The sequence below is a fragment of the Dyella sp. genome, assembly GCF_036384435.1.
Taxonomy (GTDB): Bacteria; Pseudomonadota; Gammaproteobacteria; order Xanthomonadales; family Rhodanobacteraceae; genus GSA-30.
Window position 1 is genome coordinate 1 of record NZ_DASVMI010000085.1, and the last position, 14,051, is coordinate 14,051.

The following is a 14,051-nucleotide window of genomic DNA, read 5'->3' on the forward strand; positions in this document are numbered from 1 at the left end:
CAAGGCTACGAGAATAAACGCGATACACACAGCCTTCTTCGATTCCGTCCAATCCATGAGCATCCATGGGCCATTCCCAGGCTGCCTGGGCAGGCACACTATCGGCAACGACCCTGGACAATCGGGTCATCCTAAACGCTCAAAGCCGGTGAATTTGTTAGCTCCGCATCAATTCCAGCACCTCTCGAGCCAGGCTTCTGGGCGCAAACCCACCGCCAGGCGCACATGCTTGAGCCATGCCCGATGGCAAGAGGTCTTCGGGGCAGCCTCATCTCATACGGAGTTTTCTCTGCCTGACAATGCGAATGCGCTCCAAGTGCCCGATTTCACGCAGGCGATTCCAAATGACCCACTGCGCCACCTCGTCATTGAGCCCCTGGCTTCGTACCCGCTCCAGATGTTCCTTCTCCAGGCAAAGCAATGCTGTCGCCTGAGCGATACGCCGATCGATTTCGTTCAGAATATGCGGCATAGCGGCCCCTTTTTTTCCGCCACGAGGCTCATGCCAGCATGAGATTGAATCCGCTGCCAGTAGGCCATTTGGCCTAGTGGGGAGTGCCGCCGGCGCTCAACGCGAGATGGCCTGGTTTTTTTCCGGGGCATCCTGGCGCAAGGTGATGTCATTTACGCACCCATCCTGGCCTGGGCGAATGAATACCTGCCGGCGATCATGCCGAAAGGAAGGCTGCCGGATGCCACCATCAGTCGGGGGAGCCCCGGTATGCGTCGTATCCGTCCAACCGCCTCTTTGCAGCGAGTCGCGTACACGCGCAAAGGGCAGGCACATGGCCGGGCGCCCACCCGGCGAGGCGGCCATGAAGATCAGGTCGATGGAAAGGCTTGCATCCTTGGGCGAATGCAGGCGTCGTGGACGTAAGCCGGGAACGAACATCTTCTGCGCCGCATCATCCAGCGGGTAAAACGCCTCATCCGTCGAGACCAGCAACTTCCAGGCCCCCTTGCCATCCAGCGTCATCGCATAAGCGGCAATGCGCGTGGAATCATACATGGAGGTCATCGGCGGCAGTTTGAACGACTGCTCCAGGGTTTCGACCGTATATAGGCGATGCGTGTCGGCAACCAGGCTCAAGATCCGGCGCTGCACATCGGCCGTGTCGTATCCACAATGCGCCGTCGGCTCGGGCCTGAGGCTCGACGAACTTGGGATGAGCTCACCTTTCTCGCAATCCGATACAGAGGCACCTGCTGCAAACACCGAATGAGAGAACACTAACGCAAGAGCCAATATCGACAGGCAAGTCCCCAGGCGCATGGCAAGCATTCCTTTTTGTGAACGCTGAACATAAAGCCCTTGCTCTACGCTTGGCAAGGGAGCGGCTCAGCCGGAAGATCCTTGCTTTCAAGGGATGAAACGATATATGAGCACATCTAAAACCCCATCCCCATACATGGGGCCATGTGCAGAAGCTGGGGTGGATCAAAACCAGTCACCCTCTTGTCCAGAAGTGAGCATGCCATTACCTGGACTGCTGACCTGCCAGCGGTAAGCCGGACTGGAAATAAGGCAGGAACCCCAAGGCAGCCACCAGTGGCGGAAACACGAAAACCAGCGCGCCTTGGTAGTGGTAGATCAGAGCCGCCGCCGCGCAACCCGCGGCGAAGATGCAAACGCTCGCGAATAGCGTCATGCATCGCATGCGTATTGTCAGCCGAGTTTCCGGAGGCAGATTCGCACGAACCAGATCGGCCAAATCGAGCATGATCTGGGTGGTGCTCCCGGTCATCAAAGTAGTGGGTGGGTCCTTCGGAAAGAACACGCGATGGATCGCGTTTTGGATAGCCATGCCAGCCACCAGGGTCAAGCCTGTCACGATCGCCGCCGGACTGTCACCGTCGCTGAAGGGGCCAAACCAGAGCGCCAAAACAGCTGCGATGATGAACAGGAAAATCTTTATCCCGGCCAGGCTATTTACCACCATGGTCCCGGCAGGCTCCATGCGACCGCTCGCATAGCGGACCAACCCAACGACGAGGCAGAACACGGGCAGCGCCAGGAGCTTGGCAACGACACCCGAACTGCCATGGATCAAGCTGGCTCCGATCGTGACGAAATTGCCGGTGACATGGGCAGTGAAGAGACCTTGCAAGGCAAGGAAACCCGCCGTATCGACATAGCCACCATTGAACGTCAATAATTGGGGAATAGAGATTTTCATGCAAAACCTTTCGCGCAAATGGTTAATCCGCGGACGTCGTCACCATCCCAGGGAAGTCTGGATGCCGACGTAGTTGCTGTCGTGCCCGCCAGCCCGGCGTATGACACTGGCGGCGTTGAAGTGCACCGCTTCGAGCGCAAAAGACACGGCGCGCGAATACGCCCAGTCGACACGCAACTGCTCGTAGCTGCCTGTGTATTTCCCAGGCCGCCCCGCAGTATTCGGAACAGGCACCGTTGGCTGCGCATACACGGCATCGCTCGTGCTTTGCCGCCATTGCTGGGCAACGCCGATCATGATCTTGAGCGTCGGTGACGGATGCACCGTCACCGATGGCTTGACCTGGATGAAATTCGTATAGCCGGTGTAGCCGGCCAACGCCAGATATGCCCCATTGGGAAACAACGGATTGAACGTACCTAGGGTGTGACCGTTCGGATCGTGGTTTCCGGAGGCCGCATCGACCTGGATGCCTAAACGCGGTGACCAGCAAGCGTTGACGAGGGTATAACCAGCCAAGGATCCGAATCCCCATGCCGCCACGTTTTTGTTACCAACATGCCCATTCTGTTTCATTCCTTCGATGTCCCAGTCCACCGGACCAGCCAAGCCCGTCAGATGCGTGTCGAAGACGTTACGTAGTTCATTGCCCATGGCAGTGAGGTAGCGCGCCTCTTCTTGGGTGAAGCGCGCGTAATAGGCAGCCAGATTGACTTGCTGCGTCAGTTGGCGCTCAACACGAAGGCCGCTAAAGGTGAGATTTCGGCTACTGCTATCGTCAAAAATGCGCTCGTCCCTGGTTTGCACAGGCTGGCTGTAGAACGTAATGAAGCGCCAGCGCCCCTTCTCGTAGTCGGCCCAGGCCGCATCGTACGACTGGCGCACATTTGGTCCATCGCGCACCGAGACGAAGCGCTGCATGTCGAAAGCAAACTGCTGACGACCCACCCTGACTTTCAGGGTGCCGTCATCGAGCGGCTCGGTCAATGCAATGAAAGCCTGTTCCACTCCAAGACGATCCTGGTCGACAGATGTCATCTGAGACTTCCCTGGCGCGAAGTCGCTTTGCAATTGCACAAACATCTGCCACTGCGAGTCGACGTGGAGATCGGCGTGTAACTCGGTGCGGCTGATCACATACCTCTGCGATGTGTTCCTGCTGGTACCGAATAGGACCGCATCGTTGGATTCGAAGCGTTCGCGCACGTTTGCACCCAGCGATAGATAGGTCTTGGGTTCGACGTCGGATAGCGGCATGTACTTGAGTCCATCGAACGGTTCGCGGGGTATCCGCGGATCCACCAGTACAGACCAGTCTTCCTGCCAGCGGTTGAAAAGTATCTTTGGACGCTGGGGGACTGGATCGACAGCCTGTGCGGTATCGGCGGCCAAGGCATTGCCGCCGTATCCTAACTGTGCCCCCAGGAAAATCAGGGCTACGCGGGGCCAGGCAAGCTTCATGGCTTCGGCACAACGCCAAGCTGGCGATCGACGGTCAGCTGATCCCGGTAGATCGATACAAGCGTGATCGGATGATCCGGCGCATAGTGGATCACCATCGCGCCGGGGTGATCGAATGTGCGTCCATTGCCGGGTGTGCTTCTGCCGGTGGCGGGGTCCACATAGATCCCGCGCCAGGTGCCAGTGACACGATCGACCGACACTGCATTGGTCCCTTCGATGATCGTCTGCGTCACCTTGATATGGAAGTCCGAATAAGCACGGAAGATCACGGTGAAGAATCCACGAGCTCCTTCGTCATCCAGGAACTGGGGATCGGATGGCTGGTCTATCCGCACGTTCGGTGAGAAAAGCGCCAGCACCCGCTTGATGTCATGGGTGTTCCAAGCGGCAGCCCAATGATCGATGTCATCGCGCGTGATGGGCCTGTTTGCCACCGGGGCGGCAGATACCTGCTCTGCGCCCCCTATCATTCCCGGCAACGCGAGCAGCGCCATTAAGGCTCCATGCTTCATTGGCTACTCCTGCTGGCGCGGATACGCCTCGGGCGGATTGAAACTTAGTGCGTCGCTGACGCGTGGATTTCGGCGACGTAGCCACCGGGAAATTGCACCATCGCCTCTTCGCGCTTATCGGACGTGAACGGCTGCACGAGTACCTGCACTCCAGCCGCCTTCGCCTTCTGCAAGGTTTCGGCAAGATTCGTCACCTCATAGCCGGTCATCTCGTGGCCGAACGGGTACGGCAAGTGCCCATCCGTTACCAGCACTTCCACGCTGCCGAACTTCGATTCGATGCGGATGCGACGATAGGTTTCGTTCGGCCGACCGATCTCCACGCCGGGTGCCTGACGATCGTCGGAAACGACCCTGCCGCGAGCAAAGGCCACAAAGCCGCGCACGAACCCGTCGGCAGCCTCTGGGGAAACGTAGACGCGATTTTCTGGCACGGTCTGTAGTGCGTCGTAATGCGGCGCCTGGGTATGCCAGTACAGCTGCATATGGACGCCACCTGGCCACTCGATGATCGCATCGCGGCCAATCGGATCAGGGAAAATCGCCACCGTCACATCGGCACCGTGCGCTTTGGCGGATTTCACAGCCGCATCCATGTCGGTGACCAGGTATCCCGTACGCTCGGTGCCGAAGGGATAAGGAATGGGCGTTTTGAAGCCGAACACCGAAATCGTGCCGACGGGCGTGAAGACCAGCTGGGACATCGTTTGGCTAGGGGTCGGCGTCACCTGGAATACGCCCTGGGGCGACTTGTGGCCACCGAACGTCGCCACGAAGCTGTCGGTGAAACGGTTGAAGTCCTCCGGTGCTACATAGACGTGCGTGGTGTCGTATTGCGGGGCCACGGCCAGTTCAGGGCTTGAGCTTGACGTAGTAGCACCCTCGGCCGCGACGCCTGAGGTCATGGCTACACCGCTCAATAGCAACGCGAGCAGGAAGGTAGAGCGAAGGTTACGCATGGCAAGGTTCCTATCGTGGGATGTTCACAGGAAGCGGCTTCTTGCGCCGTTTTTCTGTTTGTCGGCAAGTTGCGTCGCCATCACCAAGGCGGCGATCAACCCAAGGTGTTCGAAAAAACTGTTCAAGGCCATGAAGTGGGCTTGCCCGTTGAGATTCCAGAAGTCATTGGCGACCAGCATGGCCACGGCGGTCAACACACCGAGCCCGCCAGCCCCGAGCCAAACCCATCGATTGACGATGACGCAGATTGAACCACCGAGCTCCACAACAATGGCTGTCGCAGCCCACAGCCAGCCAGGGTGCAACCCGAAGTGCTCCTGTTCGAGGATGGCACTGTGAAAATGCGCCAGCTTGTCTATCCCACCCAATAGATAAGCAGATACCAATGCCACGCGCACCAATAGCGCCACCCATGGCAACGAGAGCCATGCGGTGATCCAGTAGGAGTTGCCCGGCCGAATCGTCGCCATCTCAAACCATCCAGCAGGCGCAGCCAAGCGCCCCCCAAAATGAACGCTCGTCGGAGACCGGCGCGTCGCTTGCCCATGCACGTGCATGGTCGTGCCCGTGTACCACGCAGGCCGACGAACAACCGCAAGCAGAGGCCGCGACACGGTGCTGGGCTGATGACGCGTAACGATTGTCTTTCCATGCGCCAAAGCCGCCGAACTGTCGCACGGGCGACCAGTCCGGCATGGCCGCGGGCGGCTCGTGATCGTCCAGGGGAGCGAATTCACTGGCACCGTACACGATACGGCCGCCCACGACGGTCAGTTCGGAAGTGATATGGGCAATCTCGTCGCCGGCACAAGCGAAGAAGTCGCGATCGGGAACGATCATATCGGCAAACTGGCCCACGGCGACCTGGCCGCGCTTTCCCTCCTCGTTGGAAAACCATGACACCTTCTCGGTCCACATGCGCAACGCGGTCTCGCGGTCGAGACAGTTGCGCTGCGGATAGATACGCAGGCCGCCCACAGTCTTGCCGTTGATAAGCCAGGCAAGAGACACCCAGGGGTTGTAGGACGCGACACGGGTGGCATCGGTACCGGCCGAGACGCGAATGCCCTTGCCCAGCATCGTGGTAATAGGTGGCGTCGCCTCCGCGGCAGCCGCGCCATAACGATCGACGAAATATTCGCCCTGGTAGGCCATGCGGTGCTGCACGGCCACGCCACCGCCTAAGGCGGCAATGCGATCCATCGAACGCTCGGAGATGGTCTCGGCATGGTCGAAGAACCAATGGATGCCGTCGAGGGAAATGTCACGGTTCACCTTCTCGAAGACGTCCAGGGCTCGGCTGATGGTTTCGTCATAGGTCGCATGCAGCCGCCAGGGCCAGCGGTTCTCGGCCAGGATCCGCACGACCTCTTCAAGTTCGCCTTCCATCTGTGGCGGCATGTCGGGGCGCGGCTGCCGGAAATCCTCGAAATCGGCGGCCGAATAGACCAGCATTTCACCGGCACCGTTGTGACGGAAGTAATCGTCGCCCTGCTTGTACTTGACCGTCTTGGTCCAGTTGAGGAAATCGTCCTTCTCCTCCTTCGGCTTCTGGGTGAAGAGGTTGTAGGCCAGACGCACGGTCAATTGGCCCTCTGCGGCCAGCTTCTGGACGACCTGGTAATCCTCTGGATAGCTCTGCGAGCCGCCCCCCGCATCGATCACGCCCGTCACGCCGAGCCGGTTCAATTCGCGCATGAAATGGCGCGTGGAATTGACCTGGTACTCAAAAGGCAGCTTCGGCCCTTTGGCCAGGGTCGCGTAAAGGATCGTCGCATTGGGCTTGGCCAGCAGCAGGCCCGTCGGATTGCCTTGCGCGTCGCGCGTGATTTCGCCGCCTGGCGGTTGTGGCGTGTCCTTCGTATAGCCCACGACACGCAATGCGGCAGCATTGAGCAATGCACGGTCGTACAGATGCAGGATGAAGACCGGCGTATCCGGCGCCACGACATTGAGTTCGTCGATGGTAGGCAGCCTTTTCTCGGCGAACTGCTGGTCGGTGAAACCACCCACGACACGTACCCATTGCGGTGGCGGCGTGATAGCGACCTGCCGCCTGAGCATGTCCATCGCATCGGCCAGCGAAGGCACCCCATCCCAACGCAGCTCCATGTTGTAGTTCAGGCCGCCGCGAATGACGTGGGTGTGATTGTCGACCAGACCTGGCAACGCGGACCGCCCCTTCAGGTCGACGACCTGCGTAGTTGCGGCGACCAATCGCATGACGTCGGCATCGCTGCCGACAGCAATGAACACCCCGTCTTTGATCGCTACCGCCGTTGCCATCGGGTTCGACCGGTCCAGGGTAGTAATGCGGCCCCCATGCAAGATGAGATCGGGTGCCTTGGACGAGAGAGTCATGACCGGCTCTCCTCGTGATCGACTTTGTCATCGGACGGATAGCCTGTCGCGGGGCGCCCTGGCAATTGACCGAAGATATGTTGGCCGCAGCGGCAGCGTTGCCACGCCGTGGCTATCGCCGTACCGGCAAGCATCTGCTTGCCAACCGGGATCGCCTGCTCGCCGATCAAGATGCCCAGCAAACCCACTAACGCCACCAACGGCGGCGCCGGCGAGCGCACGTTGAGCAGGCTGTAGATGACGCCGACAAGCATGCCGGCCGCCAGTGAGAGCAGATAGAGCTTCATGGGCTTTGACCTCGCTGTATCGTTCAAGTGAAGAGCGGTCGGAACTTCCTCGTTCCGGCCGCATGACCCGTCCACGAATGGTCAGTGACCCTCTGAGCCGCCGAACATGGTCTTAGCGTAGATCAGACCCAGGCCGTAGCCGCCCCCATGAGCGATGGAGGTGGCCACTGTCTGGTTGTAGGTCTCGCTACGCGCCCAGTCGCGCTGCAATTCGAGCAGGTATTGCAACGACGTCATCGGGCGTGCACCGGCCTGGATCATGCGCGCGACGGCACGTTCGTGTGCTTCGGTGGACACGTCGCCGCATGCATCGGTGATCACATAAGGTTCGAAACCCTGGTCCAATGCCGACAGCACGGGACCAACGATGCATACGCTTGTCCACAAGCCTGCGAACACGAGACGGCTCTTGCCGATGCGATTGACTTCCTGGATGACTTTTTCGTCTTCCCAAGTGTTCATCGATGTGCGGTCGAACATCTTCTGGTCAGGGAACGGGCCGGTCACTTCGGCGAACATCGGGCCGGAGAAGGATTTCTCTGCAACCGTGGTGAGGATTGTCGGCACCTTGAACTCAGCGGCAGCCTTGGACACCAGGGCCGCATTGTTGCGCAATTGGACGACATCGATCGACTTCGTCGCAAACGCCATCTGCGACTGGTAGTCGATGAGGATCAAGGCGTGGTCGGGTCCATTGAGCAAGGTCTTTCCTGGAACGGCTTTGGCGGTGGCCATGGCATGTCTCCTAACAGGTGTTAAAAGTGGCCGCCCGGTTGGGGCGGGCAAATCAGGGCATCAAGCAGTCATGTCGAACAGCAGTTCCCCGGCGTCGGTGTCGGCACGCACACGGACCTTGTCTACGGCGCTGATCGTTACGCCGTCGCCAGCGTCGAGCCCTGTGCCGTCGAGCGTCTCGGCGCCACGCCCAACGTGTAGCCAGAGCTTTCGCACCCCGTCAGCGAGGTGCGCCAGCTCGTGCCCCCGATAGAGGCGTGCGATGCAAGTATGGGTCTCGAAGAATTCTGGCTCGGGTGACCGGTCGCGCCAATGCGCGATCAGGTAATTGGCCCACTACCTGATCGGGTAAGAAAGCAAGTGGCCTGCCTTCTCAGGCAGGCCACTTGCTAACGACCCATTCGTGAAATAACAGTTGGTAACGCGCACTTACCCTTGGATAAATGCAAGCAGGTCCGGATTGATGACGTCGGCGTTGACGGTCAGCATCCCGTGCGAGAAGCCGGGGTAGACTTTTAGCTTGCTGTTCTTGATCAGTTTGGCCTGCAATTCGACGGCGTCCTTGTACGGTACGACTTGGTCGTCATCGCCTTGAATGCAGAGTGTGGGTACCGTGATCGCCTTCAGATCCTCCGTCTGGTCGGTTTCTGAAAAAGCCTTGATGCCTTCGTAATGGGCCTGGGCACTGCCCATCATCCCTTGGCGCCACCAATTCTGGACGATACCCTGGGACACCTTCGCGCCAGGCCGGTTGAAACCGTAGAACGGCCCCGAGGCCACATCGAGAAAGAACTGCGCGCGGTTGGCAGCCAGCGCCTTACGGAAGCCGTCGAACACCTCGATGGGTGTTCCGCCCGGATTGCCGGCGGTCTTGAGCATCAGCGGCGGGACCGCGCTGACCAGGATCGCCTTGGCAACACGGCCCTGGGGTTGACCGTATTTAGCGACATACCGGGCCACTTCGCCACCACCAGTCGAATGGCCGATATGTACGGCATTGTTCAGGTTAAGATGTTCGACGACCGCCGAAGCATCGGCGGCATAGTGGTCCATATCATGACCACCGCCGACCTGGCTTGAGCGTCCATGGCCACGCCGATCATGCGCGATGACGCGATAGCCATGGGCGAGGAAGAACAACATCTGCGCATCCCAGTCGTCCGAACTGAGCGGCCAACCGTGATGAAAAACGATGGGCTGGGCGTTCTTGGGGCCCCAATCCTTGTAGAAGATGTCCGTCCCGTCTTTGGTCGTCACGAATGTCATGGCTTGGTCTCCTTGCAGTTGCGGTGTAGGTAGCATCGCAGAACCTGCGATCGCGGTGCGCTGGGGAAACAGCGGTGAAATGGCGGCAGCGGTAACAGCCATGGTGGCGACAGAGAGAATCTTTCGCCGGGCCGCCCCCTTCAGGTCAAGGTCATCGTCTTCTTGCTTCATGGCGCCCCTTCATTTGGAAGTTTCCACTTGATCTTGGTCTATCCGGCTCGTGGGAATGCCCAGTCACAGGCGGCCGTATAAAAACTGCACAACAAGCATGTTGCACATCGATGACGAGCCCTCAGTCATCAAAGAAACCACGGTTGCGAGCAAGCGTGACAGCGTGTGTTCGGTCAAGAGCGCCGAGCTTGGCCATGACGTTCTTCAGTCGCGCTTTCACAGCGTCTTCGGATACGCAAAGGATGTCGGCGATGCGTTTGTTGGTGTGACCGGTGGCCACCAGGCGGAGCACGCTCAATTCGCGATCGCTCAGCATCTCCGACCAAGCATGCGAAGCGATCTGGCCGGCTACGTCAGTGGCCACAACACGGCGTCCGTTCATGACAGACTGTATGGCCATCAGTATCTCATCACGCGTGGCTGTCTTTAGCAGATAGGCGTTCGCGCCTACAGCAATCGCACGTTTGACGCGTGCATCCCCAGGATAGGAGGTGATCACGATGATGCGCGCATCGGGAAATTCGCCACGCAGCGTCGAAATGGCTTGCAGGCCGTCAACGCCGGGCATCTGCAGGTCGACCAGGGCCACGTCCGGACGCAGCTCGCGGTAGCGAACAATGGCCTCGGCACCATCCGCCGCCTGACCGACCACGGTCATGTTTCGCGCACTCTCGATCGCGGCGACGATGCCGTCGCGCATGATCGGGTGATCATCGGCAATAAGAACCCGGATGGGTCTAACATCGACAGTCACGATGGGGTTCCTCGGCACACGACTGTGTTCCCTGCCCTGGCGGAAACCGAATCCGCCTGCATCCGGGCCACTATCCCGTCAGTATCGGCCGCAATCAATGCCCGATCGAGTGATTCTGGGGCCGATTAGTTGCATATTTGGCGTCCGAGCAGGGGGCGATATACTGCCTGCCATCTGCACGTGGTCCAACGTGCATGGCACCTCACGGAAACTCTATGTCGATGCTGGAATGGCTCACGCAGTCTGGCCGTCGCGCCCTGCCCTTCGTGGCCGCCATGTTCCTGGCATACGGCTGCCTGGCCCATGCGGACGACGTGCCCGGTTTCCGCCGCAGGTTGTGGACGACTGAAACCGGCACCCCCGCCGACATCTGGGCTCTCGCCCAGGGTAAGCAGGGTTATCTGTGGCTGGGAACGGGCAGTGGGCTTTATCGATTCGACGGCTTCCGATTCGAGCGCCTGCGCCCTGCTACGGGTGAACGCATCCCCTCCAACGACATCACGGCATTGACCGTGCTCGATAGCGGTACGCTGTGGATGGGTTTCTATTATGGCGGCGCCAGTGCAATGCAGAATGGCCACCTGCATCACTATGGCGCGAAGGAAGGTTTTCCACGCGGCATGGTTCTGGCCTTCGCGCGAACGGGCGATGGCGCTATCTGGGCCGCCACGGAGGGTGGTCTCGCGCGATTCGACGGCACCCGCTGGCAAACCGCAGGTGCTGACTGGGCCTACCCTACGGGCCGCGCGGACTGGCTCACTGTGTCGCGTGACGGCACGTTATGGGTCACCACCGGCAAATCGCTCATGTTCCTTCGCCCCGGGCAGCACAGGTTCGAGCCTACAAACCAGCCTGTGGCCAAGTACGGCGTCGTCGAGCAGGCGCCGGATGGCACGCTATGGCTGTCTGATCACTTGCACGGCACGCGCGCTTTGCCTGGCCTGACAGCAAGCCACCCTGCAAGTGTGCCAACCGAGCTGCCCAGCGACAGCGACTTCGGCTGGTCCAGCCGGTTGCTGTTCGATCGTTATGGCAACTTGTGGGGCACCTTCGTGGACAGGGGGGGCATCTATCGCGTGGCCGCCGCGGCCCGCCTGGCCACCGGGCGATCGCTGCGCGCCGAAGACTATACGGAGACCGTCGGCCGCACCAATGGACTCGTTTCCGAACGCGCCGTGCCGCTGCTGGAGGATACACAGGGCACCGTATGGGCTGGCACCAACATGGGACTTGCCAGTTTCCATCGCAACAGCTTCCAGACCCCCTCGCTGATCCCGCCCGGCACCGCTGCGAACTATGCCATGGCAAGGGATGCGGCAGGCGCCGTATGGGTCGCCAATGGAGGCGTGCTATTTCGTTTCCATGGCGATACAGGCGATGTAGTGCGACGTGACCTGCACGACGTGGACGGCATGCTGTTCGATCGTGCAGGCGATCTGTGGATGGTCGGAAGACACGGTCTCTACCGGCTGCATGGCGACGCACTGAGCGCCATCGACTGGCCCGTTTCACCCGACGTCGCCCGTGCGAATGCTTTCGTCATCGATGCCTCGGGCGAACTCTGGCTGGCACTGACTGGGCACGGTCTCTACCATCGACATGAGGATAAATGGCAGCTGGTCGCGCCCTTATCGTCCCTCGCCCATGAAACACCGACAGCGCTGGCCGGCAGCGCTCATGGTCAGTTATGGATCGGCTACACCGCAAATCGCCTGGTGCGGCTTGATGGAAACGGGGCCCATCTCTTCACCGAATCGGACGGCCTGCATGTTGGCACCATCACCGCTATCGAAGCCACGGGCGAGGACGTGCTGATCGGCGGCGAACAAGGACTTGCCCGCCTGAGTCAGGGGCACATCGCATCGATGAACATGGCTGACGACGACGCTTTCAGCGGTATCACCGGCATCGAACGCGCCACGGATGGCGACCTTTGGCTCAATACCGCCAAGGGCGTGGTGCGGGTCGCCGCCAGCGAAGCATCTGAAAGCTTCGGGCACCCGGATCACCACCCCGCCTATCGCCTGCTCGATTACCGCGACGGCCTGCCCGGCATCGCCAAGCAGGCGGCGATTGCGTCCACTACGCTGGTCGACGGCCATCAGCGTCTATGGTTTCTAACCAATCAAGGCCCAGCATGGATGAAGCCGATTGCACTGAGCAAGGATCCGCCACCGCCGCCGGTGTCCATCGTCGACATTACAGTCGACGGCAAGCATTACCCAGTCGACAACCCGGTCCGTCTACCCAAAGGTACGACCAACCTGGAGGTGCGCTACAACGCCGCCAGCCTCGCCATTCCCGACCGTGTGCGCTTCCGCTACCGGCTCGACGGTGCAGACGCCGACTGGCAGGACGCCGGTAACCGGCGAGAGGCGTTCTACGCCAACCTCGGGCCGGGCACATATCGCTTTCATGTCCTGACGGCCAATGACGATGGTGTCTGGGGCGCGCAGAGCGCCGATATCCGCCTCGCGATTGCCCCCTGGTTCTACCAGTCCATTTGGTTCTACGCGCTGTGCGGGCTGCTGCTCATCTCACTCGTCGCAGGCTTTTTCGTCTGGCGCATGCGCCTGGCCGAGGACCGCGTGCACTTGCAGCTGACCGAGCGTATGAACGAGCGGGAACGTATTGCTCGCGAAATTCACGACACCCTGCTCCAGGGCGTGCAGGGTCTCCTGCTGCGTCTGCAGGCACGGATGGCGGACACAACTACACTCAGGACCGATGACCTCGACGTCGCCATCAAGCAGGCACGGCAGATGGTCGTCGAGGGGCGCAATAAGATCATCGCGCTACGCGGTGAGTCACCGCAGCAAAGCGAACTTGTGCAATCCATCCTCGCCGTAGGCGAAGACCTGGCATCCATACATCCCAGCGTGACATTCCGGATGACCACCAACGGCCAGCCTCGGCAACTGCTGGGCAACGCGCGTGACGAGATCGTGGACATCACCCGAGAGGCCATACGTAACGCTTTTCTTCATGCACAAGCGCGTCATGTGGACGTACACGTGGAATACGGTCACCGGGTATTGAAGGTTCGCGTTGCCGACAACGGTAGAGGCATCGATGACGCTGACATCAGATCCGCGCCCGAAGCAGGCCATTGGGGTATCGTCGGCATGCGCGAACGCGCAGAGAGACTAGGCGCGAAGCTGGCCATGCGGCGCCAACGTCCGCATGGCACGCAATGGCTGCTGAGTGTGCCCTGTCGAGTGGCCTATCGACCACCACGATTTACGCGGCCATATCCGCGATCCAAGGCTTTCGCAAATATGGGCACAGACAAGCGTAAATAAGCACTGTTATAGATGAGGAGCTCTTTTCAGCCGCTACTGAAAGCGGAGGAAGTCGATCACTC

General features: G+C 60.1%; 13 protein-coding genes. 1 reads left to right on the forward strand and 12 read right to left on the reverse strand.

Going from position 1 to position 14,051, the window contains the following annotated elements:
* Nucleotides 1-568: 568 nt before the first annotated feature.
* The 12 genes from VF436_RS08110 to VF436_RS08165 all read right to left on the reverse strand — a co-directional run bounded on the left by VF436_RS08110 (nt 569) and on the right by VF436_RS08165 (nt 10,687).
* Nucleotides 569-1,090, reverse strand: a complete 522-nt coding sequence (locus VF436_RS08110; protein WP_330903502.1) for a hypothetical protein — start codon at nt 1,088-1,090, stop codon at nt 569-571.
* Nucleotides 1,091-1,478: 388 nt separating this feature from the next.
* Nucleotides 1,479-2,177, reverse strand: a complete 699-nt coding sequence (locus VF436_RS08115; protein ID WP_330903503.1) for a YoaK family protein — start codon at nt 2,175-2,177, stop codon at nt 1,479-1,481.
* A 39-nt stretch (nt 2,178-2,216) separates the two neighbouring features.
* Nucleotides 2,217-3,638: an alginate export family protein gene (locus VF436_RS08120; RefSeq protein ID WP_330903504.1), complete on the reverse strand. Its 1,422-nt coding sequence runs from the start codon at nt 3,636-3,638 to the stop codon at nt 2,217-2,219.
* Nucleotides 3,635-4,135 carry an ester cyclase gene (locus VF436_RS08125; RefSeq protein WP_330903505.1) on the reverse strand — a complete coding sequence of 167 codons (501 nt, stop codon included), beginning with the start codon at nt 4,133-4,135 and terminating at the stop codon, nt 3,635-3,637. The genes VF436_RS08120 and VF436_RS08125 overlap by 4 nt, the downstream gene beginning before the upstream one ends.
* A 62-nt stretch (nt 4,136-4,197) precedes the next feature.
* On the reverse strand, nt 4,198-5,112 hold the full coding sequence (locus VF436_RS08130; protein WP_330903506.1) for a glyoxalase: 915 nt from the start codon (nt 5,110-5,112) through the stop codon (nt 4,198-4,200).
* 24 nt (nt 5,113-5,136) lie between these two features.
* Nucleotides 5,137-5,583 (reverse strand): DoxX family protein, encoded by a 447-nt coding sequence (locus VF436_RS08135; RefSeq protein ID WP_330903507.1) that lies wholly within the window; start codon nt 5,581-5,583, stop codon nt 5,137-5,139.
* Between the two features lies 1 nt (nt 5,584).
* A complete protein-coding gene (locus VF436_RS08140; RefSeq protein ID WP_330903508.1) occupies nt 5,585-7,474 on the reverse strand; it encodes an amidohydrolase in 1,890 nt (629 codons plus the stop codon).
* The gene (locus VF436_RS08145) at nt 7,471-7,761 is read right to left on the reverse strand and encodes a XapX domain-containing protein (RefSeq protein ID WP_330903509.1); all 291 of its coding nucleotides are present in this window, start codon (nt 7,759-7,761) and stop codon (nt 7,471-7,473) included. The genes VF436_RS08140 and VF436_RS08145 overlap by 4 nt, the downstream gene beginning before the upstream one ends.
* Before the next feature lie 81 nt (nt 7,762-7,842).
* Nucleotides 7,843-8,496 carry a hydrolase gene (locus VF436_RS08150; protein ID WP_330903510.1) on the reverse strand — a complete coding sequence of 218 codons (654 nt, stop codon included), beginning with the start codon at nt 8,494-8,496 and terminating at the stop codon, nt 7,843-7,845.
* A 60-nt stretch (nt 8,497-8,556) separates the two neighbouring features.
* Nucleotides 8,557-8,820 carry a hypothetical protein gene (locus tag VF436_RS08155; protein ID WP_330903549.1) on the reverse strand — a complete coding sequence of 88 codons (264 nt, stop codon included), beginning with the start codon at nt 8,818-8,820 and terminating at the stop codon, nt 8,557-8,559.
* Between the two features lie 105 nt (nt 8,821-8,925).
* A complete protein-coding gene (locus tag VF436_RS08160; protein ID WP_330903550.1) occupies nt 8,926-9,762 on the reverse strand; it encodes an alpha/beta hydrolase in 837 nt (278 codons plus the stop codon).
* Nucleotides 9,763-10,054: 292 nt separating this feature from the next.
* Complete coding sequence (locus tag VF436_RS08165; RefSeq protein WP_330903511.1) at nt 10,055-10,687, reverse strand: response regulator transcription factor; 633 nt, start codon at nt 10,685-10,687, stop codon at nt 10,055-10,057.
* Nucleotides 10,688-10,902: 215 nt separating this feature from the next.
* Here VF436_RS08165 and VF436_RS08170 point away from each other — a divergent pair, with 215 nt between their 5' ends.
* A complete protein-coding gene (locus VF436_RS08170; RefSeq protein WP_330903512.1) occupies nt 10,903-13,989 on the forward strand; it encodes a sensor histidine kinase in 3,087 nt (1,028 codons plus the stop codon).
* The last annotated feature ends 62 nt before the right edge of the window (nt 13,990-14,051 follow it).